Origin of the sequence: Paraniabella ginsengisoli, assembly GCF_022513635.1 — a bacterium.
Taxonomy (GTDB): domain Bacteria; phylum Bacteroidota; class Bacteroidia; order Chitinophagales; family Chitinophagaceae; genus Niabella; species Niabella ginsengisoli.
In genome coordinates this window covers 16,037-37,040 of the sequence record NZ_JAKWBL010000002.1, presented here as the reverse complement: position 1 = coordinate 37,040, position 21,004 = coordinate 16,037, and the positions used below count along the sequence as shown (strand labels likewise).

21 protein-coding genes, 1 tRNA gene and 2 pseudogenes are annotated in these 21,004 nt (G+C 37.8%); 12 read left to right on the top strand and 12 right to left on the bottom strand.

The window, feature by feature from the left end; genetic code table 11:
* Window positions 1-20: 20 nt before the first annotated feature.
* Entirely contained in the window at window positions 21-1,526 is a 1,506-nt protein-coding gene (locus MKP09_RS11270) for a glutamate synthase subunit beta (RefSeq protein ID WP_240829954.1), read from the top strand.
* Window positions 1,527-1,611: 85 nt separating this feature from the next.
* Here MKP09_RS11270 and MKP09_RS11265 read toward each other — a convergent pair whose 3' ends face one another.
* On the bottom strand, window positions 1,612-2,409 hold the full coding sequence (locus MKP09_RS11265; protein ID WP_240829952.1) for a DUF6515 family protein: 798 nt from the start codon (window positions 2,407-2,409) through the stop codon (window positions 1,612-1,614).
* A 204-nt stretch (window positions 2,410-2,613) separates the two neighbouring features.
* Here MKP09_RS11265 and MKP09_RS11260 point away from each other — a divergent pair, with 204 nt between their 5' ends.
* The 3 genes from MKP09_RS11260 to MKP09_RS11255 all read left to right on the top strand — a co-directional run bounded on the left by MKP09_RS11260 (window position 2,614) and on the right by MKP09_RS11255 (window position 7,228).
* The gene (locus MKP09_RS11260) at window positions 2,614-3,603 is read left to right on the top strand and encodes a zinc-binding metallopeptidase family protein (protein ID WP_262915324.1); all 990 of its coding nucleotides are present in this window, start codon (window positions 2,614-2,616) and stop codon (window positions 3,601-3,603) included.
* The gene (locus MKP09_RS25985) at window positions 3,597-3,734 is read left to right on the top strand and encodes a hypothetical protein (protein WP_317235304.1); all 138 of its coding nucleotides are present in this window, start codon (window positions 3,597-3,599) and stop codon (window positions 3,732-3,734) included. The genes MKP09_RS11260 and MKP09_RS25985 overlap by 7 nt, the downstream gene beginning before the upstream one ends.
* Window positions 3,735-3,982: 248 nt before the next feature.
* On the top strand, window positions 3,983-7,228 hold the full coding sequence (locus MKP09_RS11255; protein ID WP_240829939.1) for a TonB-dependent receptor: 3,246 nt from the start codon (window positions 3,983-3,985) through the stop codon (window positions 7,226-7,228).
* Window positions 7,229-7,296: 68 nt separating this feature from the next.
* Here the strand turns inward: MKP09_RS11255 and MKP09_RS11250 are convergent, their stop codons facing one another.
* The 5 genes and pseudogenes from MKP09_RS11250 to MKP09_RS11230 all read right to left on the bottom strand — a co-directional run bounded on the left by MKP09_RS11250 (window position 7,297) and on the right by MKP09_RS11230 (window position 9,803).
* Entirely contained in the window at window positions 7,297-7,695 is a 399-nt protein-coding gene (locus tag MKP09_RS11250; protein ID WP_240829937.1) for a GlcG/HbpS family heme-binding protein, read from the bottom strand.
* Between the two features lie 30 nt (window positions 7,696-7,725).
* Window positions 7,726-7,998, bottom strand: a complete 273-nt coding sequence (locus MKP09_RS11245; protein WP_240829934.1) for an alpha/beta fold hydrolase — start codon at window positions 7,996-7,998, stop codon at window positions 7,726-7,728.
* 39 nt (window positions 7,999-8,037) lie between these two features.
* On the bottom strand, window positions 8,038-8,721 hold the full coding sequence (locus MKP09_RS11240; protein WP_240829932.1) for an alpha/beta fold hydrolase: 684 nt from the start codon (window positions 8,719-8,721) through the stop codon (window positions 8,038-8,040).
* Window positions 8,722-8,818: 97 nt separating this feature from the next.
* Window positions 8,819-9,067 (bottom strand): type B 50S ribosomal protein L31, encoded by a 249-nt coding sequence (locus MKP09_RS11235; RefSeq protein ID WP_240829925.1) that lies wholly within the window; start codon window positions 9,065-9,067, stop codon window positions 8,819-8,821.
* Window positions 9,068-9,312: 245 nt separating this feature from the next.
* Window positions 9,313-9,803 (bottom strand): annotated as a pseudogene (locus MKP09_RS11230) (YajQ family cyclic di-GMP-binding protein).
* Between the two features lie 110 nt (window positions 9,804-9,913).
* Between MKP09_RS11230 and ltaE the strand changes: the two are divergent.
* The 8 genes and pseudogenes from ltaE to MKP09_RS11185 all read left to right on the top strand — a co-directional run bounded on the left by ltaE (window position 9,914) and on the right by MKP09_RS11185 (window position 16,981).
* Window positions 9,914-10,936 carry a low-specificity L-threonine aldolase gene (gene ltaE, locus MKP09_RS11225; protein ID WP_240829904.1) on the top strand — a complete coding sequence of 341 codons (1,023 nt, stop codon included), beginning with the start codon at window positions 9,914-9,916 and terminating at the stop codon, window positions 10,934-10,936.
* A gap of 41 nt (window positions 10,937-10,977) precedes the next feature.
* Entirely contained in the window at window positions 10,978-11,343 is a 366-nt protein-coding gene (locus MKP09_RS11220) for a DoxX-like family protein (RefSeq protein WP_317235303.1), read from the top strand.
* Between the two features lies 1 nt (window position 11,344).
* The gene (locus MKP09_RS11215; protein ID WP_240829902.1) at window positions 11,345-12,088 is read left to right on the top strand and encodes a DUF2071 domain-containing protein; all 744 of its coding nucleotides are present in this window, start codon (window positions 11,345-11,347) and stop codon (window positions 12,086-12,088) included.
* Window positions 12,076-12,582 carry a hypothetical protein gene (locus MKP09_RS11210; RefSeq protein ID WP_240829893.1) on the top strand — a complete coding sequence of 169 codons (507 nt, stop codon included), beginning with the start codon at window positions 12,076-12,078 and terminating at the stop codon, window positions 12,580-12,582. Before MKP09_RS11215 ends, MKP09_RS11210 begins: the two co-directional genes overlap by 13 nt.
* A 642-nt stretch (window positions 12,583-13,224) precedes the next feature.
* Window positions 13,225-13,527, top strand: coding sequence for a hypothetical protein (locus MKP09_RS11205; RefSeq protein WP_240829858.1), 303 nt, complete (start codon window positions 13,225-13,227; stop codon window positions 13,525-13,527).
* Entirely contained in the window at window positions 13,512-14,873 is a 1,362-nt protein-coding gene (pgi, locus tag MKP09_RS11200) for a glucose-6-phosphate isomerase (RefSeq protein ID WP_240829855.1), read from the top strand. Before MKP09_RS11205 ends, pgi begins: the two co-directional genes overlap by 16 nt.
* A 217-nt stretch (window positions 14,874-15,090) precedes the next feature.
* Window positions 15,091-16,184: pseudogene (locus tag MKP09_RS11195) on the top strand (Nif3-like dinuclear metal center hexameric protein).
* 41 nt (window positions 16,185-16,225) lie between these two features.
* Window positions 16,226-16,981 (top strand): zinc ribbon domain-containing protein, encoded by a 756-nt coding sequence (locus MKP09_RS11185; RefSeq protein WP_240829835.1) that lies wholly within the window; start codon window positions 16,226-16,228, stop codon window positions 16,979-16,981.
* Between the two features lie 138 nt (window positions 16,982-17,119).
* Here MKP09_RS11185 and MKP09_RS11180 read toward each other — a convergent pair whose 3' ends face one another.
* The 6 genes from MKP09_RS11180 to MKP09_RS11160 form a co-directional block, all read right to left on the bottom strand.
* Window positions 17,120-17,467, bottom strand: a complete 348-nt coding sequence (locus tag MKP09_RS11180; RefSeq protein ID WP_240829828.1) for a hypothetical protein — start codon at window positions 17,465-17,467, stop codon at window positions 17,120-17,122.
* Between the two features lie 60 nt (window positions 17,468-17,527).
* Entirely contained in the window at window positions 17,528-18,838 is a 1,311-nt protein-coding gene (gene der, locus MKP09_RS11175; RefSeq protein WP_240829827.1) for a ribosome biogenesis GTPase Der, read from the bottom strand.
* A gap of 267 nt (window positions 18,839-19,105) precedes the next feature.
* Window positions 19,106-19,552 carry a GTPase Era gene (era, locus tag MKP09_RS25980; RefSeq protein WP_262915323.1) on the bottom strand — a complete coding sequence of 149 codons (447 nt, stop codon included), beginning with the start codon at window positions 19,550-19,552 and terminating at the stop codon, window positions 19,106-19,108.
* Window positions 19,546-19,977 carry a GTPase Era gene (era, locus tag MKP09_RS25975; protein ID WP_262915322.1) on the bottom strand — a complete coding sequence of 144 codons (432 nt, stop codon included), beginning with the start codon at window positions 19,975-19,977 and terminating at the stop codon, window positions 19,546-19,548. Before era (MKP09_RS25975) ends, era (MKP09_RS25980) begins: the two co-directional genes overlap by 7 nt.
* Window positions 19,978-20,611: 634 nt before the next feature.
* A complete protein-coding gene (locus tag MKP09_RS11165; RefSeq protein ID WP_240829792.1) occupies window positions 20,612-20,857 on the bottom strand; it encodes a GIY-YIG nuclease family protein in 246 nt (81 codons plus the stop codon).
* A gap of 59 nt (window positions 20,858-20,916) precedes the next feature.
* A tRNA-Met gene (locus MKP09_RS11160) sits at window positions 20,917-20,988 on the bottom strand.
* Between the last annotated feature and the right edge of the window lie 16 nt (window positions 20,989-21,004).

The following is a 21,004-nucleotide window of genomic DNA, read 5'->3' as shown; positions in this document are numbered from 1 at the left end:
ATTTCAAATCCAATATTGAAATGGGTAAACCAACAGGATTTTTAGAATTTACCAGAGAACTTCCATCTAAAAAACCGGTGGAAGAAAGACTTCAGGATTATCGTGAATTTGCGGAGCTATTTCCTGAGGAAAAATTAAATCACCAGGCCGCACGTTGTATGGATTGCGGTATACCTTTTTGTCATAGCGGATGTCCTTTAGGAAACGTAATTCCAGAGTTCAATGATGCCGTGTATAGAAAAGAATATCGCGAAGCTTACGAAATATTAGCATCTACTAACAACTTTCCTGAGTTTACAGGTCGCATTTGTCCTGCACCTTGCGAAACAAGTTGTGTTTTAGGCATCAATCAACCCCCTGTAGCTATAGAAGAAATCGAAAAACATATTATTGAAATAGCCTTTGAAAAAGGTTTTGTAGCAAAAAAAACGCCCAATATAAGAACCGGGAAAAAAGTGGCTGTTATTGGTAGTGGTCCCGCTGGACTTGCCGCCGCAGCTCAGTTAAATTATGCCGGTCACCTTGTAACTGTTTTCGAACGCGACGAACAACCTGGTGGTTTACTACGTTACGGCATTCCTGATTTCAAATTGGAAAAGTGGGTTATTGACAGACGTGTTGCACACATGCAAGAAGAAGGCGTTACCTTCAAATGCCATGCGAATGTTGGTAAAAATGTAAAGATTGATGATTTGATGCGTCAATTTGATGCCATTGTGTTAAGTGGCGGCAGCACCATTCCGCGAGATCTTCCAGTTCCAGGACGCGAATTGAATGGAGTTCATTTTGCAATGGACTTTCTGAAGCAAAATAACAAACGCGTAGCTGGCAAAGATTTTCTTGCTGATAAAGATATTGAGAGCAATATTTTATCTGAAGAATTGTTAGCAACCGGTAAAAACGTTGTAGTGATTGGTGGCGGTGATACAGGTAGTGACTGTGTTGGTACCAGCAACAGGCACAAAGCTGCATCCGTAACGCAGTTTGAATTATTGCCAACGCCACCGAAAGAAAGAACCGAAGGTATGCCTTGGCCTACTTACCCCATGCTGTTGAAAACGACCACCAGCCATGAAGAAGGTGCACAAAGACACTGGAGCATTGCAACTAAAGAATTCATTAGTGATGGTAATGGAAATCTGGCGGCACTGAAAGTTGTTGATCTTGAGTGGACAACCCCAGCACCAGGACAACAAGCTAAGTTTACAGAAGTGGCCGGAAGTGAAAGAGAAATAAAATGCGAACTGGCTTTGCTGGCAATGGGCTTTGTTCATCCACAGCAAGCTGGCTTATTGGAGCAATTAGGTATTGAGTTCGATAACCGTGGTAACGTAAAAGCAGAAGAAGGTAAATACGCAACCAATGTAGCTAAAGTATTTGCAGCCGGCGATATGCGCCGCGGCCAAAGCTTAGTAGTTTGGGCCATTAGCGAAGGGCGCGAGTGTGCCAGAAAAGTAGATGAATTTTTAATGGGAACTTCTACACTTGAAAGTAAAGAAAGCTCTATATTGATGTCATTTCAATAAAACATTTAAAAAATAGATTCTAAAAAAAACCGCTCTGACGAGCGGTTTCTAAGTTTAAAACAAAAAACAATCAACAAAATTTTAATTATTTCACTTTTACAACTTCATAAAAAGTTTTGCCATCTACTGTCACTTCCTTATAATAAATATCGTTCTTCGAAACATATTGCTTTTTACCATTTACATTAACCTCTTTGCTGTCTCTGGGTAATCGATCAAATTGATCGCCCACTTGTGGCCTTACAGTGTACACTTCAGTATGCTCATCATTTTCACTAACGCTATCATCATTAATAGGTAACGTTTCCTTTTCTTCGTTGTAAGGTTGATCAGCCTCTATTGGTTCCTCATAATCTTTTTCATAGATGTCATTATCGCTGTTTAAATATCCATCTTTACCTACAATTTCGTAACTCGACCTTCCATCCTCGTCCCATTTATAATAAATTGTTCCATCCTTTTCATAATAATATTTACCATCGATCTTTTTGAGTTTAGCACCAACCGGAAGCCTGCTCAATTTTGCGCCAATTGGAGCTTCTACCGTTTCAAAACCTCCCTCCTGCCTTTCACGGAAATATACATTGTTGTGCTGATAGTAAGTAATACCATTAATTTCAGTTTTAGTTGCGCCAGGCGGTAAACCTCTTACACGTGAGCCGGGAGGCGGCACCACAATTCCAACGTTAACACCAACCCGAGGCCCCCAAACCGAACTCCAAATTCGTGGGCCATAAAAACCGGTGCCAATACCCACTGATACCATGGGTCGGGAACGATACATTGGATAGGACCGATAATACCTGCCGCGCTGCGCATCAGCAGTGTTATAAATAAAAAATAATGGCGCAGCTAAAATTGCTATGAGCAAAAATCGCTTCATTTTAATTCCTTTTAGTTTTGGACGAATCAATTATACAAAAAGATGCGTGGCAACAGAAAGTTTTAACAGTTTCGGGTTTCAGGTTTCAGGGATGTACACCCGTTAACCCTGAAACGTTAAACCATTAGCTAATTGGCACATTGGCTAATTATCGCATTGGCTAATTAGCTTATTTTATGTACGTTTGAACCCAATACAAAATATATGGCAAAAGCAAAAACTACGAAAAAGAAAGAAATAAAAGCAGCGTCAATACTGACTTCTAACTCCCTTAATTTTCTTAAAGATTATATTAATAATGCTTCTCCGGTAGGTTTTGAGACCTGGGGGCAAAAATTATGGCTGGAATATTTGAAGCCCTATATCGACGAACAATTTGTTGATCCTTATGGAACGGCGGTGGGAATCATTAATCCTGGACAACCTTTTAAAGTAGTTATAGAGGCCCATGCTGACGAAATAAGCTGGTTTGTAAATTATATTACTGATAACGGCCTTATCTTTTTAAAAAGAAATGGAGGTGTTGATCATCAGATAGCGCCTGGCCTTCGTGTAAATGTGCATGGTAAAAAAGGTATTGTAAAAGGTGTATTTGGGTGGCCAGCTATTCACACCCGTATTGGCAAAGAAAATGAAAATCAACCTAAGGTAGAAAACCTGTGTATTGACTGTGGTGTAAGAAGTAAGAAAGAAGTAGAAGAGCTTGGTATACATATAGGTGCCGTAGTTACCTATCAGGATGGGTTTGATGAACTGGCAAATGATTTTTATGTGGGACGCGCTTTTGACAACCGCATAGGAGGTTTCATGATCGCTGAAGTTGCTCGCTTGCTTAAAGAAAACAAAAAGAAACTTCCTTACAGCCTTTATATTGTAAATGCAGTGCAGGAAGAAATAGGGCTCAGAGGCGCGGAAATGATCGCTCGCCGTATAAAACCCGATGTAGCCATAATTACTGACGTAACGCATGATACCAGCCACTTCATGATCAATAAAAGAATAGAAGGAGATGTGGCTTGCAGCAAAGGACCTTCCTTAGCTTATGGGCCGGCCATTCACAATAAGCTACTGGCTTTTGTGGAGAAAGTAGCGGAGGATAAAAAGATACCTGTGCAATGGAGGGCGCTTAGCGCAGCACTGGTACCGATACCGATTCGTTTGCATACGCTAATGATGGTTGTCCGTCTGTGCTGATCTCTATGCCATTGCGCTATATGCATACAACGGTAGAGATGATTCATAAAGATGATATTGAAAGTACAATTAACCTGATGTATGAAACACTTCTTTCGTTGACCTCAAAAACCAATTTGAGTTATTTATAAAGAGAATATTCTTAGTAGGTGCAATTTAAAACCTGTCAATCTATTTTGACAGGTTTTTTAAATTTATGCAAAACCTGTACCTCAAGATTAAAAAATTGTTAATGCATAGCATAAACTATCTCATATTCTTACAAAACTTGATGTTAATCAATAATTATATATGTTAAAACAAGGTTACAATTTGTTAACATTAATGGTTCAAATGTTAAAGTTTATTGCTTTTCTTTGCTGCTTAAATACTCTTTTCTATGCTAAAGAAACTACTCTTTTTTATTGCTCTAACAATTTTTTCGACGGCAATAGTTAATGCACAGGTAACTACCAGTAGTGCATCCGGGACTGTAAAAGGGCTCAATAATGAAGTCTTATTAGGAGCAACTGTAATATTGACCCATACTCCTACAGGAACGGTTTATAGTGCAATTACCAAATCTGGAGGAAGTTTCAATATCCAAAATCTTAACCCTGGAGGCCCCTACACACTTGAAGTAACTAATGTAGGATATGAAAGCTATAAATTAACAGACATTAATATACCCTTGGGCGAAGTATATCAGGCTGACGTAAACTTGTCCAATGCTTCCCAAGAATTATCTGAAGTGGTTGTTTCTGCTACAGGCAGAAATCAGCGGATTGGTGCCGCAACTAATATTTCTCGTACAGAAATAGTTAATCTACCCAATATCAACAGAAGTTTATTGGACGCAACTAAGTTGACACCTCAGGCAAACGGTGGCAGTTTCCTTGGAATGAGTAACCGCTTTAATAATATAACGGTGGATGGTTCAGTATTTAATAACAATTTTGGTTTGGGAACAAATCCGCTACCCGGTGGCGCATCGCAGCCTATTTCTATTGACGCGATCGATCAAATTCAAGTAAATTTAGCACCTTACGATGTACGCCAGGCCGGCTTTACTGGGGCCGGCATAAATGCCGTTACACGTCGGGGCACAAATGAGATTTTTGCTACAGTTTATGATTACTATAGGAACCAAAGCTTTAACGGGAAGAAGGTCGATGGAACAGACCTAGCTGACGCACTCAAGTCGTCTTCTAATATTTTTGGAGCAAGTATTGGTGGCCCTATTATCAAAAACAAACTATTCTTCTTCTTAAATGGTGAAATTGACAGACGTACAAGCCCAGGACAATCATGGGTTCCCTCAAAAACTACGGGTGACCCAAATCCCAATGCAGTACCAAACGTTTTGGAATCAGATATGATAAGGCTAAGTGACTATTTAAAATCAGAATATGGTTATGACCCTGGGTCTTACTCGGGATACGATTTCAGCACAAGAAATACAAAATTTTTAGCCCGCATCGACTGGAATATAAACGAGGACAACCGCTTTTCGATCAGATACAATCAATCTGAAACTTCGGATGATGTTTTAATTAATGCAAGCAGCGGCCCTAATCCTAGAATTAGCAATGGCCGTAGAGGTGGGTCATCAGGAGGTTTAGGCTTTTCTAATTCAAACTATAAACAAAACAATAATGTTTATTCAATAGTAGGAGAATTAAATAGCAAATTCAGCAGTAGTGTCTCTAACCAATTTTTAGCATCTTATACTAAAGTGCACGATTTTCGCGCTACTCCAGGTCAGCAGTTTCCATTTGTTGACATTATGCGCGATGCAAACAACGTGCTTCTGAGTTTTGGCTCAGAGTTATATTCTTATCAAAACTATGTTAAGAATAACACTGTAAACATTGCAGATAATTTAACATGGAACTTAGGCAAACATAGCTTTTTAGCTGGTGCTAGCTTCGATTATATGACCTTCGAAAACTCGTTTGCAAACTTTGGTGGGCAAAGTTATTATCGCTATGCATCCTTACAAGATTTTCTAGACAATAATGCACCTTCAGTTTTTGCCATTACATATAGCAATGAAGACAGGACAGATGTTCAAGCTGCTTCAGCAAATTTTGCTCAGCTCGGCTTTTATCTTCAAGATGTGTTCACGGTTAACGATCGCCTAAAGCTTACTTATGGAGCAAGATTTGATTTACCATTTTATCCTGGCGATAAAGTATCAAATGATTCTTTATATGCTATTCCGCTACATGATCCATCAGGCAATGAATTTCGCGCAGATGTGGGAGTTTGGCCTAAAGCAAGATTATTAGTTTCTCCAAGAGTTGGCTTTACTTATACTGCCGGAGAAGACAGAAGTTGGATCGTGAGAGGAGGTACGGGCATTTTCACAGGAAGAATTCCTTTTGTATGGCTTGTAAACCAATCTTCAGACAATGGAGTCCTTAATACGCAAGCGACTTACACTGCCCCAAATGCGAATATGAATGATTATTTATTCAATCCTGATAGAACAGCACATGCTCCTGCAACCTTACCTCCGTCAGTAGGTATTATTCCCGGATCTTATTATAGCGTTACTGCTCCTGATTTTAAAATCCCTCAAATCTGGAGAAGTAACCTTGCAGTTGACAAAAACCTTGGAAATGGTTTCATTGCAACAATTGAAGGCCTTTTCTCTAAAACAATTAATGGTGTATATCATTACAATGCAAACTTGGGAGATGTTAAGGGGCCACGCACAGGCTTTGGCGATGATGACAGAAATACATACAATAGCTCATATTCTTCAAAAGTCGGACAAGTCTTTGTTATGGATAACACTTCAAAAGGATCCTCCTTCGCTTTAACCGGCCAATTAGCTAAAAGATTCTCTAAAAATTGGCAAGCATCAGTTGCCTACACTTATGCAAATGCAAAAGATATTTCTCCCAATAATGGAGACAGGTCACAAAGTTCGTGGACGCAAAATCCCATCATAAGCAATCCAAATGATCCTGAAATTGGTTTTTCTGCTTACAATGTTCCTCATAGAGTTAACGCTTATGCTTCATACAGGGTAGAATATGCTAATAAAAATTTAGCTACTACTGTTAGTCTATTTTATTCAGGAGCATCACAAGAAAGATATCTCTATAGGTATGGCGGCGATGTGAATAGTGATGGGGCAACAAATGATTTATTCTTTGTTCCAGAAAGCAGGGACGGCTTAGAGCAACAATTCACTACTTTAACACTTAGAAATGCCGCTGGTGCAGTTACTGCAACTTACACTCCCATAGAGCAGGCCGACGCATTTTGGTCTTTTATTGAAAACGATAAACAATTAAAAAATCGTAAAGGCGAGTATGTTGATAGATATGACGCTCTTCTTCCTTGGGTAAATCAATTAGATTTCAGGCTGCTCCAGGATATCGCTCCAACTATCGGAAACAAAAAGCACACTTTGCAAATTAGTGTGGATATTAAAAACTTACTAAATATGTTCAATAACGGTTGGGGCAATAGATATACTTATAATTATGGCAGCTTTGCTGACCAAGGTATTTTGGGCGTAAGCAGCGGCAAATACACCTATAATCCGTCAACTGCCAAGCCTGTTTATAGCAAATATTACGATTTCGCAAGTACATGGAATATGCAATTAGGTATTCGTTATATTTTCTAATAATTATCTTTTTCTCAAAATAAAAAAACCGGCCTCGCGCCGGTTTTTTTATTACAATTTTTTCATTTTCACAACGCCTCAATACCAGCGTTAGCTACTGTATGATCATTTTCAACAGTACTGCCACTTACTCCAATTGCTCCAATGATATCGCCCTCTTTGTTTTTTATAGGTAATCCACCAGGGAAACTAATCAACCCGCCATTCGAGTGCTCAATATTATATAATGCTTCGCCGGGCTGCGACAGTTTTCCGATTTCGCCAGTTGGCATATCAAAATACCGGGCTGTTTTAGCCTTTTTAAATGAGATGTCTACAGACCCTAACCAGGCACCATCCATACGTGCAAAAGCTACCAGGTTTGCGCCTGCATCTACCACACAAATATTCATTTTTGTATCAATTTCTGTGGCTTTAGCTTTCGATGCTGCAATTGCCTTTTCGGCCTGCTCCAGTGTAATGTTCATAAAGTTTAATTTTATTGATTATTTAAGTGATTACTTATTTAGAAAAGCCTGCAACGGTTTTAGAAATCGGCTAAAACTTTCAATATGCGGCATGTGACCTACATTATCCAATTGTACCAAAACCGAACCAGGAATTTTATTAGCAGTTTGTTTGCCTAATTCATTATAAAGTCCCATCTTTTTTTGTTCTGCATCTGGTGCCAGGTCTTTACCAAGCGCTGTCCTGTCGCGGGTTCCAATAATGAGCAAGGTTGGGCATTTTATTTTTTCAAACTCGTACACAACAGGTTGTGTAAATATCATATCATATGTAAGGGCGGCATTCCAGGCGATAAGCGGATATTACTTATTTAGAGTCCAGCCAGCAAGCAGATTTGCCCATTCGTCATATTCAGGTTTCCATTTCCCATCGTAATAACTTTTAAGCTGGTAACTTTTTATTTTTTCATAAGACTGACCGAGTTCCCGTTTATACCAGTCATCTACCGACTGATAAGGCACGACTAACTTCCAGTCTTCAAGCCCTATTGGATTTTCAAGCACCAGCTTTTCTGTTATATTAGGATACATAAGTGCAAAACGCGTGGCCAGCATCCCACCCATTGAATGTCCTAATATGGTAGCGCTTTGTATTCCGAGTGTATCCAGAATTTTCTTGGTATTTTCTGCAAGTTGCTGAAAGGTATATTGAAAACTTTCGGGTTTCGATGATTTTCCAAAACCTATCTGATCCGGAATTACTACACGAAAACCGCTATTACTTAATTCTTTTGCAGTTTGCCGCCAATAGGCTCCATTAAAATTTTTTCCATGAAGCAATACAATTGTTTTGCCGTTGGGATTTGCCGATTGCACATCCATATAAGCCATTTTCAACTGTTGTTGCTGAACTTTCAATACAATAAACTTTACATCAAAAGGATATTTATAGTTGGTCAGATCAACATCAAGATTTTTTACCTGAGAAAAAGAAAGGATTGAGTAAAGGACTGCTGTAACCAGCAGAACATATTTAAAGTACTTCATTATAAATCTGATTATTTAATTCATGAAAATAAACAAAACGAAAAAACCTCGCCAAAAGCGAGGTTTTAATAATATTAATTTTCTATCAATAGAAAAATTACTTTTTCGCGTATTTTCTTTTGAATTTGTCGATACGTCCGGCTGTGTCAACCAGCATATTTTTACCCGTAAAGAACGGGTGAGAAGTGCTAGAAATTTCCAGTTTAATTACCGGATATTCATTACCATCTTCCCATTTAACTGTTTCTTTAGAGTTTGCAGTAGACTTTCCCAAAAAGGCATCGCCATTACTCATGTCTTTAAAAACTACAAAACGGTAGTTTTCTGGATGGAGACCTTGCTTCATAACTTTATGATTTTTAAGGTTGTACGGATTTTGCCGTACTGGTTATTAATAATTTTTGCTCCAAAGTTTCCTTTTGGAGAGCGGCGAAGGTAAGACAAAATATAAAATGATGAATATTAAATTTTGAATGCTCCTATCATTGACAGATTGCGCAGCTTCTTAGAAAATGATCCGTACTCTTCCGTGCTTTATGTGAAATATACTTCAATCAACATTTCCAGTTCAATATTCTATATTTCCATTCTTTAGCTACGCATATTTTCTACTTGAAGCGGGATTCCCAAATCCCAATTCTTCGATGCCTGTATAACAGTTTGCAAATCGTCGATTTTCTTACCTGTTACACGTACCACCTCCTCGTTAATAGCAACCTGCACTTTCAATCCTTCATCTTTAATTTGTTTAACGATCTTTTTAGCATCTTCCTGCTTCAAACCGTTTCTTACGGAAATTTCTTTTTCCAGGCCTTACCGATCATGCTTCCTTCTTTACTTAAATCGAAAGCTTCTGGCGCAATACCTTGTTTGTGTGCACGATTTACCAGTACGTCAATGAGCTGTTTCATCTTCATATCATCTTCGGTCTCTACTTTCAGCGTATATGTTTTCTTATCAAGATCGATCACAAGGTGCGACCCTTTAAAATCGAAGCGATTGGCAATTTCTTTGGAAACTACGTTTACAGCATTATCCAACGCCTGCGCATCTACCTTACTTACAAAATCAAATGATGGCATATTCTTATTGTTTCTATTTAGAAGTTAATTATAAACGTCAACATCAAAGATACTATACAAACTTCGTGCAAATGCATTCATTCAATTAAATTTGAAGGAACAAGATTAATATGACGACATATATCGACTTCCGCTCAGACACTGTTACAAAGCCGACCGGCGCTATGTTAGAAGCAATGATGCATGCCAAAATTGGCGATGATGTTTTTGGAGAAGATGTTTCGGTAAACGAGCTGGAACGATTAGCCGCTTCTATGTTCGGCAAAGAAGGCGCACTGTTTTGTCCCAGCGGCACCATGACCAACCAGATTGCCATCAAATGCCACACACAACCTGGCGATGAAGTTATTTGTGATGCCGATGCACATATTTACCAATATGAAGGCGGTGGCATTGCGGTTAATTCAGGCTGTTCGGTAAAGTTGCTTAATGGCGATAGAGGCCGCATCGACTCAACGAAAGTGGCGGAAGCCATACAGCCGGATGATGTACACCGCGCAAGAACCAGTCTTGTATGTGTTGAAAATACCAGCAATCGTGGTGGCGGTAGTTGTTACGATTTTGAAGAACTGAAAAATATCAAACAGGTTTGTGATGAAAACAATTTAGCTTTTCATATTGATGGTGCACGGTTGTTCAACGCCATTATTGCAAAAAATGAAACACCCAAACAATACGGCGAAATTTTCGATAGCATTTCTATTTGTCTTTCAAAAAGTCTGGGTTGTCCGGTTGGCAGTTTATTATTAGGCAATACTGATTTTATTAAAAAAGCCAGAAGGGTAAGAAAAGTATTTGGTGGCGGCATGCGCCAGGCAGGCTTTATGGCGGCTGCAGGAATTTATGCTTTACAAAATAACATCCAACGCTTATCAAAGGATCATGAAAATGCAAAAGCTATAGCTGAAGTTTTAAATGACGCAAGCTTCGTATCACTAGTTCTACCAGTAGAAACCAATATCATTATATTTGAAACAAAGGGAATAACAGCTAAAGAACTTGTTGCAAAACTGAAAGAAAAAAACATTCTAGGTTATGCTATTGCGCCACAAAGAGTAAGGCTGGTGCTGCATTTGGATACTACTAATGAAATGGTGGCCAAGACTATTGAGGTGTTAAAAAGATTGATGTAAATAAAATTGATGTCTCAACTAAAAAAATATCGATTTATTATGTGATAAATTTTGCTATAGCTTGCATATGGATCATCAACGGCCTATATTGTAAAGTATTAAATATGGTGCCACGACATCGTGATATTGTAGCATCAATTTTTGGAGATGAATATGCAAGGCAAATTACTTTTTTGATTGGCTTCGCTGAAATAGGAATGGCAATCTGGATTATTTCTAACTTTCGCAATAAATTAAACGCAATTGCACAAATTGTTATTATTGGTACGATGAATTTACTTGAGTTTTTTCTGGTACCAAATTTATTATTGTGGGGGCGATGGAATTTCTTATTTGCGTTTTTACTAATGTCGATTATCTTCTACAATAGATTTTTCTTGTTTAAGACTAAAGTTACCAATGTCTGATATGCTTAACTTATTAAAAAATCACCCATTTGCTGTTGAAGCATTTTTTGAGAAATCGATCGTTCTCACTTTTGCTGTTCCCAAAGAACAAGCAATTGATTTATTACCCGAATGTCTTTCACCGGATATATTTGATGATAAATGGGCTTTCATTGCAGTAGCAATGGTACAAACAAAACACCTGCGGCCTAAAGGTTTTCCAAAGTGGATGGGATATAATTTTTTCCTTGTTGGCTACAGAGTTTTTGTTAGATACATTAACAATGTAGGTAAAAGACTCAGAGGGTTATATATTCTAAAATCCGAAACTGATAATATCAAAATGGAGTTTTTGGGAAATATATTTACGCATTACAATTACACCTCAACAGACATCATTCAGAAAACAGAAATCAACAAAACATCCATTACATCTCATCAATCAGACTTTCATATTGAGTTTCATAAATCCGTACACCTTGAAGTTCCGCTTCCAGCTAATTCTCCATTTGCTAATTGGAAAGAAGCAAGACGGTTTGCAGGACCATTACCCTTTACTTTTACTTACAACAAACCAACTAATAAAGTTTTGATTATTGAAGGTGTAAGACAGCATTGGCAACCCACACCTTTACAGGTATCAAATTATCATATTAGTTTTTTGAATAGGCTCAACATAAACAAATCTATTTTAGCAAATTCATTTATTGTTGAAAACACACCTTATTATTGGAAAAAAGGAAAGACAGAATTATGGAAGTCGTAAGAAAACCTTTGCAAGGAACATTTAATATTCTTAGATTTAATTGGCATTTTTACGTATTTGCCTTAGCACTTATTATCTGTATATTATTAACCGCAATCATCATTCCGTCCATACTATTATACTGCCTTACAATTGCTGGATTAATAATATTGTCACTTACTACATCACTAATTACTTCTTGGTTTATTTACGATTATTCAAATCTATATACTTTACCTTGGCTCAATCAATTTCAAAAAAATGCTACCGACCTAATAATAAACATTCATGCTGGCTTTGACGAAACATCACATATTATCGAAACTAAAGTACCGCATTGCGATTTCTACATATTCGATTTCTATAATCCAGCTAAGCATACAGAATTATCTATAAAAAGAGCCAGAGCAGCCTATCCACCTCATCCTGACACACAAGCTATTAATACAACAAAAATCCCATTAAAAAATCATAGTGTTGACAAGATTTTTATCCTTTTTCAGCACATGAAATAAGAAACACAAATGAAAGAATTTTATTTTTTAAAGAACTTGAAAGAGTAATAAAACCTGATGGGGTTATAATTGTCACTGAACATTTAAGAGATCTTTCTAATTTCCTGGCATACAACATTGGGTTCTTACACTTTCATTCTGCTGAAACATGGCTTAGGTCTTTTTATTCAGCAGGCTTCATTGTAAAAGAAAAAATAAAAACAACAGCATTTGTCACTACTTTCATTCTTGCAAAACATGGATAAACATCTTAAGATAATCGGTGTTCTATTAATTTCACTAGCTATCGTTCATATACTTTTCCCTAGATATTTCAAATGGAAAACCGACCTAAGTGCTATTAGTATTATTAACAGGCAACTTATTTATGTCCATTCATTTTTTATAGCGCTTACCGTTTTAATGATGGGAGTCTTATGTCTAAGTTGTACAAGCGATCTTACTTCCACGCCATTTGGAAAAAGATCTCATTATTTCTAGGTATTTTTTGGCTGGCACGATTGATCATCCAATTATTCGTTTACTCAAGAAAGCTATGGCTAGGGAAAAAATTCGAAACCACCATCCATATTCTCTTTACTGTTTTTTGGACTTATCTTAGTTTTACCTTTATTTCAATTTATTATAATTAAGAATTTAAATATGTTCCCAACAATTAACCCAACAAAGACAAAGGCCTGGAAGCAGTTATTAAAACATTCTGAAGAAGCTAAAGCGTGGAATATGCGCCAGCTTTTTTCGGAAGACAATAAACGTGCCGCCGCATTTTCACTTCAACATGGCGATATTTATTTTGACTTTTCAAAAAATCTGATTACAGGAAATACACTACAAAACCTGCTATTGCTTGCAGAACAGACAGAAGTAAAAAATGGCATTAAAGCCATGTTTGGGGGGAAACGATCAACCAAACCGAAGGCCGGTCTGTATTGCACATTGCTTTAAGAAATTTTGGCAAACAGTCCATCAAAAGCAATGGTAAAGATGTGATGCCCGAAGTGAAAGCGGTGCAGAAAAAAATGAAAAAGTTCTGCGAAGTAATTCACAGCGGAAAACATATAGGCTACACTGGTAAAAAAATAAAATCAATTGTAAATATTGGAATTGGCGGCAGCGATCTTGGTCCTTTAATGGTTACCGAAGCTTTGAAGCCTTACACAGTAAAAGGTATAGAAGCCTATTTTGTTTCAAATGTAGATAGTACGCATATTGCAGAAACGCTAAAGAAAGTAAACCCCGAAACTACATTGTTCTTAATTGCTTCAAAAACTTTTACCACACAGGAAACCATGACCAACGCACATACAGCGCGCGACTGGTTTTTGAAAAAAGCAAAAGATGAAAAGCATGTTGCTAAACATTTTGTGGCACTTAGCACCAACGCTACTGAAGTAAAAAAGTTTGGTATTGACACTAAAAATATGTTTGAGTTTTGGGATTGGGTTGGTGGCCGCTATTCACTTTGGAGCGCCATTGGCTTGTCGATTGCACTAACCATTGGTTACAATAATTTTGAGGAATTGCTAAAAGGTGCTTATGATGCCGACGAACATTTTAAGAATACAAAGTTTGAAAAAAACATTCCGGTAATGATGGCGCTGGTTGGGCTTTGGAACACCACTCTTTTAGGCGCACAGTCGGAAGCCATTTTGCCTTACGATCAGTACCTGCACCGTTTTGCGGCTTATTTTCAACAAGGAAATATGGAAAGCAACGGCAAAAGCGTTGACAGAAACGGAAAGAAAGTGACTTACCAAACCGGACCGATTATTTGGGGCGAACCCGGCACAAACGGGCAACATGCTTTTTACCAGTTAATACATCAGGGAACGGAAATGATTCCATGCGATTTTATTGCACCAGCACAATCGCACAACGCGATTGGCGATCATCATGCAAAATTATTAAGCAACTTTTTTGCGCAAACCGAAGCGTTGATGAATGGGAAAAACTTAGCGGAAGTGAAAGCAGAATTAAATAAACAGGGGCTTGATAAAGCTGCCATTAATAAATTGGCTCCTTTTAAAGTATTTGAAGGAAACAGGCCAACCAACTCATTCTTAATTAAAAAAATAACACCCTTTACTTTAGGGCAGTTGATTGCTTTTTATGAACACAAGATTTTTGTACAAGGCATCATCTTCAATATTTTTAGCTTTGACCAATGGGGAGTGGAACTGGGTAAACAATTGGCTAATAAAATTCTTCCGGAACTTGAAAGCAAGGATGAAATTACCAGCCACGATAGTAGTACTAATACTTTGATCAATTTGTATAAAAAGATGCGATAGAATGTAGCATTTAATGAAAGACCTTCGAGATTTTAAAACCTCGAAGGTCTTTTATTTTTGCGAAGAATAAGTAGGATCCCATTTGTACTGCGGTACAAGAGAGTGACACAACACCGACGAGTTATATTCTATTGCCCGGCAATAAAAAATCAAATCTCGAAATATACTTGTCGGCTAATCCTTATTTTTGTTTCGGACCAATAATTGTCCGCACAATATGACCATTAAAGATATCATATCCTATCTCGAAACAATTGCTCCGCCTGCGTTGCAAGAAAGTTATGATAACGCTGGCCTTTTAACAGGAAATGCGGAATGGGCATGCACCGGCGCAATTTGTTGTCTTGATGCGATTGAAGAAGTAGTGAATGAGGCTATTGAGAAAAAATGCAATTTAATTATTGCCCACCACCCTATTATTTTTAGCGGATTAAAAAAGCTAATCGGGAAAAATTATATCGAACGTACTATTATTAAGGCTGTCAAAAATGATATTGCTATTTATGCCATTCACACTAACCTGGATAATGTTATCAATGGCGTTAATGGGAAAATAGCTGAAAAGTTGGGTTTAAAGAATTTATCTGTTCTTGCACCTAAATCGGGTGAGCTTTGCAAATTATATTTTTATATTCCGGCTGAACATGCTTCAACAGTTATGAATGCATTGTTTAGTGCGGGCGCTGGCACTATTGGCAATTATAGCGAATGTAGTTTCAGGGTAAATGGCGTAGGAACTTTTAAACCCAGCGAAACCGCTAACCCTTTTTTGGGTGAAGCAGGAAAACGGCATGAGGATGAAGAATTAAAAATCGAATTGCTTTTACCTTCGCACCTTGAACAGCAAATTATTGCAACGCTTAAAAGTGTCCATCCATATGAAGAAGTAGCGTATGAAGTAATCCGGATCAACAATAAGCATCAGCAGATTGGTTCGGGAATTTCGGGTGAATGGGATGAACCTTTGGAAGAAGCTGATTTTTTGCAAAAACTAAAGGAAATCTTCGGCCTTTCTTATATAAAGCACACCCGAAAAACCGGTAACCCTGTAAAAAAGTAAGCATTTGCGGCGGCGCAGGAATATCCTTTCTAAAAGACGCATTAAATTCAAAGTCAGACGCTTACGTAACATCAGACATTAAATACCATGAATTTTTTGATGCAGATAGCCGGATTTTATTAGCCGACATCGGACATTACGAAAGCGAACAATTTACTATTGAACTTGTGGCGAATCTTTTAGAGCAAAAATTCCCTACCTTTGCCGTCCTTAAAACAGGAGTAAATACAAATCCTGTTCAGTACTTTTAAGATCGGAATATCCGATTTTAAAAGATTAATATTTTAAACATATGGCACAATTAAAAGAATTTTCCATTGAAGAAAAATTAGGTTCATTGATCAATTTGCAAAAAATTGATAGTAAGATGGACGAAATAAAAATTTTAAAAGGCGAATTGCCCATGGAAGTAGCTGACCTTGAAGATGAACTGCAAGGGCTACGTGCAAGACAAACACGTATTGAAGAAGAGATCAATGGTGTAACTGAATTTATTGAAGAACGCAAAAACGCTATTAAAGAAAGCGAGACCCTGATCAAAAAATACGAGAAGGATAGCGAGAATGTAAAGAACAACCGTGAGTTTGAAGCGATCAATAAAGAAACAGAAATGCAACAGCTTGAAATTAAGCTGGCAGAGAAACACATTAGAGATGCAAATGAAGAGATAGCTGAAAAAGTTGTGTTTTTGGAAAAAGCTAAAAAGAACATTGCTACAAAAGAAGGTTCTTTAGAGTTGAAAAAAGCAGAACTTGAAAAGATCATTGTTGCGAACGAGAAAGAAGAGAAAGAATTTGCAAAATTATCTGACGGCGCAAAGCAGGATGTAGAACCCAGGTTACTTACCAGCTATGAAAAAATTCGGGGTAACTTCCGTAATGGCCTCGCAGTAGTTCCGGTGGTTAGGGATGCCTGCGGTGGTTGTTTTTATGCAATTCCGCCTCAAAAGCAAAGTGAAATTAAGCAACATAAAAAGATCGTTGCATGCGAAAACTGCGGCCGCATTTTAGTTGATGAGGAATTACACAACAACATTGAAGTGAAATAATTATTTTTCTTTTTTTTATTTTCTCCAATCCCCAAAAAGGATTGGAGTTTTTTTGCACTTCAGACTATTACTGTAAAAGAATTATAAAAAAACCGGGCAGCGATTAGCATGCCCGGTCTGGTTATTTAAATTTTCCAGCTATTTCTTCAATTCATCTTTTGCGGCGGTTACGCCTACTTTAGCCGCTTCTTTTATTTTTTGAGCGCCTTCTTTTAATTGCTCAACACCTTCATTGGCTTTTTGCCTGGCAGCATTTCCCAAATCTTTAGTATGCTGTTTTATTTTATCGGTTGCATCATCAATATCCGCCTTAAGTGAATCACCAATTGAAGATAGCGTTGTATCTACCTTAGAAACTGTGTCACTGATAGTAACGTCCACCGCATTTAAAGAATCCTCTTCAGCTTCTTTAGTTGTTGAAGCTGTATCGCAGGATGCGAAAGAAAAAATAGTTGTAGCTAATAAAATAATGTAGTTTTTTTTCATCAGTTGATCATTTATTATAAATGCTAAAAATAAAAAATGGTAACCCTTAAACGCCGTTAATTATTTCTTTCTAAAATACAACCTTACAGGAACACCACTAAAATCGAAGTTTTTACGCAACTGGTTTTCCAGATAATTTCTATAAGGTGTTTTAACGTCGTCAGGAAAATTACAGAAGAAAGCAAAAGACGGAACTACCGTTGGCAACTGTGTAACAAATTTTATTTTGATAGCATGCCCACGAACAACAGGCGCATGGTGCATTTGCACCGCTTTCAACATTACATCGTTCAGTTTAGAAGTAGATACTTTTTTCTTTCGATTTTCAAAAACCTCAAGTGCAGTTTCCATTCCTTTAAAAATACGCGTCTTTTCCAATGCAGAAATAAATACAACCGGAACATCATTAAAAGGAGCTAATCTTTTCTTCAATTCATCTTCGTATTCTTTCGCGGTGTTGGTTTCTTTCTTCACCAAATCCCATTTATTTACCAATAGCAAAACACCTTTACCTTTTTTTACAGCAAGGCTGAATATATTCAGATCCTGTGCCGTCATACCCTTTTCCGCATCAATAAGCAATAAGCAAACATCCGCTTCGTCAACCGCTTTAATAGCACGGATTACAGAATAAAACTCCAGATCCTCGTGTACACGGGCTTTGCGGCGAATACCAGCCGTATCAATCAATATAAATTCTTTCTGAAATAAATTATAATGCGTGTGAATCGTGTCGCGTGTAGTACCTGCAATATCGCTTACAATAGTACGCTCCTTGCCTACCAACGCATTTAACAAAGAAGATTTGCCAACATTTGGTTGTCCAATAATCGCAAATTTTGGTAGCTCGTCGTTCTCTCCATCATCATTCCTTTCTTCAGGAATCAACGCCACAACAGCATCCAGCAACTCGCCCGTGCCACTTCCACTTGCCGATGCAATAAAGTAAACATTATCAAAGCCCATGCTGTAAAACTCAGTAGCATCAAGCATTCTGTCGTTATTGTCAACTTTATTAACCGTTAAAAAAACCGGCTTAATGCTTTTTCGCAACACGTTTGCCATCTCTTCATCTAAGTGCGTAATACCAGTTCCAGCATCCACCATAAATAAAATGGCATCGGCTTCTTCTACCGCAATCAGCACTTGCTTCGCTATTTCTTTCTCAAACACATCTTCGCTTCCGTGTACAAAACCACCGGTATCAATTACGTTATAGTTCTTGCCGTTCCAGTCGCTCACTCCGTATTGCCTGTCGCGCGTAACGCCGCTCACATCATCCACAATTGCTTTGCGCTGCACCAGCAGGCGATTAAACAATGTACTCTTGCCCACATTCGGCCTGCCAACTATTGCTACTGTAAAACCCATTTTTTATTTCTGATTTATGATCTCTGATTTATTATTTTTTTCCCGGCAGATGAACATGATTCATCTGCCTTTCCGCCAGCTGGCGGATCGCTTGTACTGTTGTACATATTTGATCCCCGTCCGACCGATCATCCGGGCGGGCTATTTATTCGCTGCCAACCGGAAGCTTCGCATCCGGCTATTTATATTCGACCCCTTCGGGGTCGCGCTACATGAAACCTGGAATCTAAAACCATTATCACATCATCACATTAGCGAATCATCACATTAAGCGCCATACCCATATTCCTTCAAATGCAAATCATTGTCGCGCCATTTTGGTTTTACTTTTACAAATAATTCCAAAAATACTTTTCTGTCCAAAAACTTTTCAATGTCAGTACGGGCAAGGGTTCCAAGCTTTTTGATCATACTTCCTTTTTCACCAATCAATATCATTTTCTGCGTTTCTCGATGCACAATAATATCTGCAACAATTTTCGTTAGTGTTTGCTTTTCTTTAAACTCTCTTATCAGCACAGCCGTGTGATAAGGAATTTCTTCCTGCGCCAGTTCGTATATTTTTTCTCGAATCAGTTCACTTACAAAAAACTTTTCCGGCAAATCGCTAATGCTATCATCTTCGTAAAACGGTTCGCCATCCGGCAATAACTCTAAAATCGGTTGTAAGAATTTTTTATAATTGATGCCGGTCAAGGCTGATATTGCTACCAATTTTTTACAATACGGTTTTTCAGAAAAAAATCTTTAGCGCCCTGAATACGCTCTTGTCCGGCACGGTCAATTTTATTTAACACCAGCACGGCTGGAACCCGCAATTTCAACGCGCTGAAAATAGCATCACAATCTTCCCAATTATCATTTACATCAACGATCAGCAAAGCCACATCAGCATCTTCCAGCGCACCTTTTACCGATTGCATCATTTTTTCGTGCAACTTATATTCGGGTTTAATAATACCCGGCGTATCACTGAAAATAATCTGATAATCCTTTTCGGTAAGAATGGCTTTGATACGATGTCTTGTGGTTTGCACCTTATGTGATACAATAGCCAGCTTCTCTCCCATCAGCGCATTCAGCAAAGTGCTTTTACCCGCATTGGGTCTTCCAAATATGTTTACAAAACCTGATTTCATTTTTTTGCTGGATTTTCAGGATTTGAAAATTTATACCCATAAATAAGTAAAAAACAATTATTGCATAATTATGTATGGATAAATAGAAAATAAAGAATCCTTATTAGTAAAAAAATCAAGTATTGAGACTTCTTGATTGGGAAGCATCAAGTAAAAGACAACTATCGAAATAAAAATGCCATTACATAGTGTATAATAGTCCTTGACCTAAAATATTCTGCACTAAAGAATATCAATAAAAACATAAAAAAGCAAATCCTTGATACATAACCGAAGGTAAAAAGAGTACTGACCCTGGTCGAATTACGTTAATAATAATGAAAGTCAAAATAAAGCACACGGGTATTTGTATAAGTACAGCCGCAGCTAATAGTTTCCTTAATAAAATATTTGCTTTCATAAAAATAGAATTACCCCAACGAATCAGGATTTATATAACGCGGCTAAAAAGGTTGAGTTGTGTAACACAAATCAAATGTGCGACGCAAGACAGTGCCAGATATTCTTAAGCCGAAACAAAAATAAACTAATCTTCAATTCAAATAAAAAAGCCGTTCACATTTAAGCGAACGGCTATTAGTTAGTTGCGAAGCCAGGGATCGAACCTGGGTCCGCCAACTGGCGGATATGAGCTCTAACCATTAACCAGCTTCCAAATCCATTCCCGTCCCTTTGCCGTTTTTAATTCTTTTTCTCTTCTCATCGCATCAGGCTTGTTGACAAACTCTTCCTGATGAATCAAATCCCAAGGCCTAAACCTTATCGTCCATCCTTTCTTTCCTAACTCATTGTGCGATAATAACCTTTCTTTAAGGTTCGAGGTAAACCCAATGTATATCTTATCAAACGATTTGCTATGTAAAACATAAACAGTAAACATAAAAAACCGATAAACTAATCTACATAAAAAAACCCGCCAAACTACGGCGGGAAATTTAGTTGCGAAGCCAGGGATCGAACCTGGGACCTTCGGGTTATGAGCCCGACGAGCTACCGCTGCTCTACCTCGCGATGCAAATATACGAGG

Bases quoted from the DNA above. Each gene is read 5' to 3' on its own strand.
- MKP09_RS11260 (WP_262915324.1), top strand. From the start codon at position 2,614: ATGGCAAAAGCAAAAACTACGAAAAAGAAAGAAATAAAAGCAGCGTCA.
- MKP09_RS11265 (WP_240829952.1), bottom strand. From the start codon at position 2,409: ATGAAGCGATTTTTGCTCATAGCAATTTTAGCTGCGCCATTATTTTTT.
- MKP09_RS11210 (WP_240829893.1), top strand. From the start codon at position 12,076: ATGGAAGTCGTAAGAAAACCTTTGCAAGGAACATTTAATATTCTTAGA.
- ltaE (WP_240829904.1), top strand. From the start codon at position 9,914: ATGACGACATATATCGACTTCCGCTCAGACACTGTTACAAAGCCGACC.
- MKP09_RS11185 (WP_240829835.1), top strand. From the start codon at position 16,226: ATGGCACAATTAAAAGAATTTTCCATTGAAGAAAAATTAGGTTCATTG.
- MKP09_RS11215 (WP_240829902.1), top strand. From the start codon at position 11,345: ATGCTTAACTTATTAAAAAATCACCCATTTGCTGTTGAAGCATTTTTT.
- MKP09_RS11240 (WP_240829932.1), bottom strand. From the start codon at position 8,721: ATGAAGTACTTTAAATATGTTCTGCTGGTTACAGCAGTCCTTTACTCA.
- MKP09_RS11205 (WP_240829858.1), top strand. From the start codon at position 13,225: ATGTTCCCAACAATTAACCCAACAAAGACAAAGGCCTGGAAGCAGTTA.
- MKP09_RS11165 (WP_240829792.1), bottom strand. From the start codon at position 20,857: ATGTTTACTGTTTATGTTTTACATAGCAAATCGTTTGATAAGATATAC.
- MKP09_RS11255 (WP_240829939.1), top strand. From the start codon at position 3,983: ATGCTAAAGAAACTACTCTTTTTTATTGCTCTAACAATTTTTTCGACG.
- MKP09_RS11235 (WP_240829925.1), bottom strand. From the start codon at position 9,067: ATGAAGCAAGGTCTCCATCCAGAAAACTACCGTTTTGTAGTTTTTAAA.
- MKP09_RS11250 (WP_240829937.1), bottom strand. From the start codon at position 7,695: ATGAACATTACACTGGAGCAGGCCGAAAAGGCAATTGCAGCATCGAAA.
- MKP09_RS11245 (WP_240829934.1), bottom strand. From the start codon at position 7,998: ATGATATTTACACAACCTGTTGTGTACGAGTTTGAAAAAATAAAATGC.
- MKP09_RS11270 (WP_240829954.1), top strand. From the start codon at position 21: ATGGGTAAACCAACAGGATTTTTAGAATTTACCAGAGAACTTCCATCT.
- era (WP_262915322.1), bottom strand. From the start codon at position 19,977: ATGAAATCAGGTTTTGTAAACATATTTGGAAGACCCAATGCGGGTAAA.
- MKP09_RS11180 (WP_240829828.1), bottom strand. From the start codon at position 17,467: ATGAAAAAAAACTACATTATTTTATTAGCTACAACTATTTTTTCTTTC.
- der (WP_240829827.1), bottom strand. From the start codon at position 18,838: ATGGGTTTTACAGTAGCAATAGTTGGCAGGCCGAATGTGGGCAAGAGT.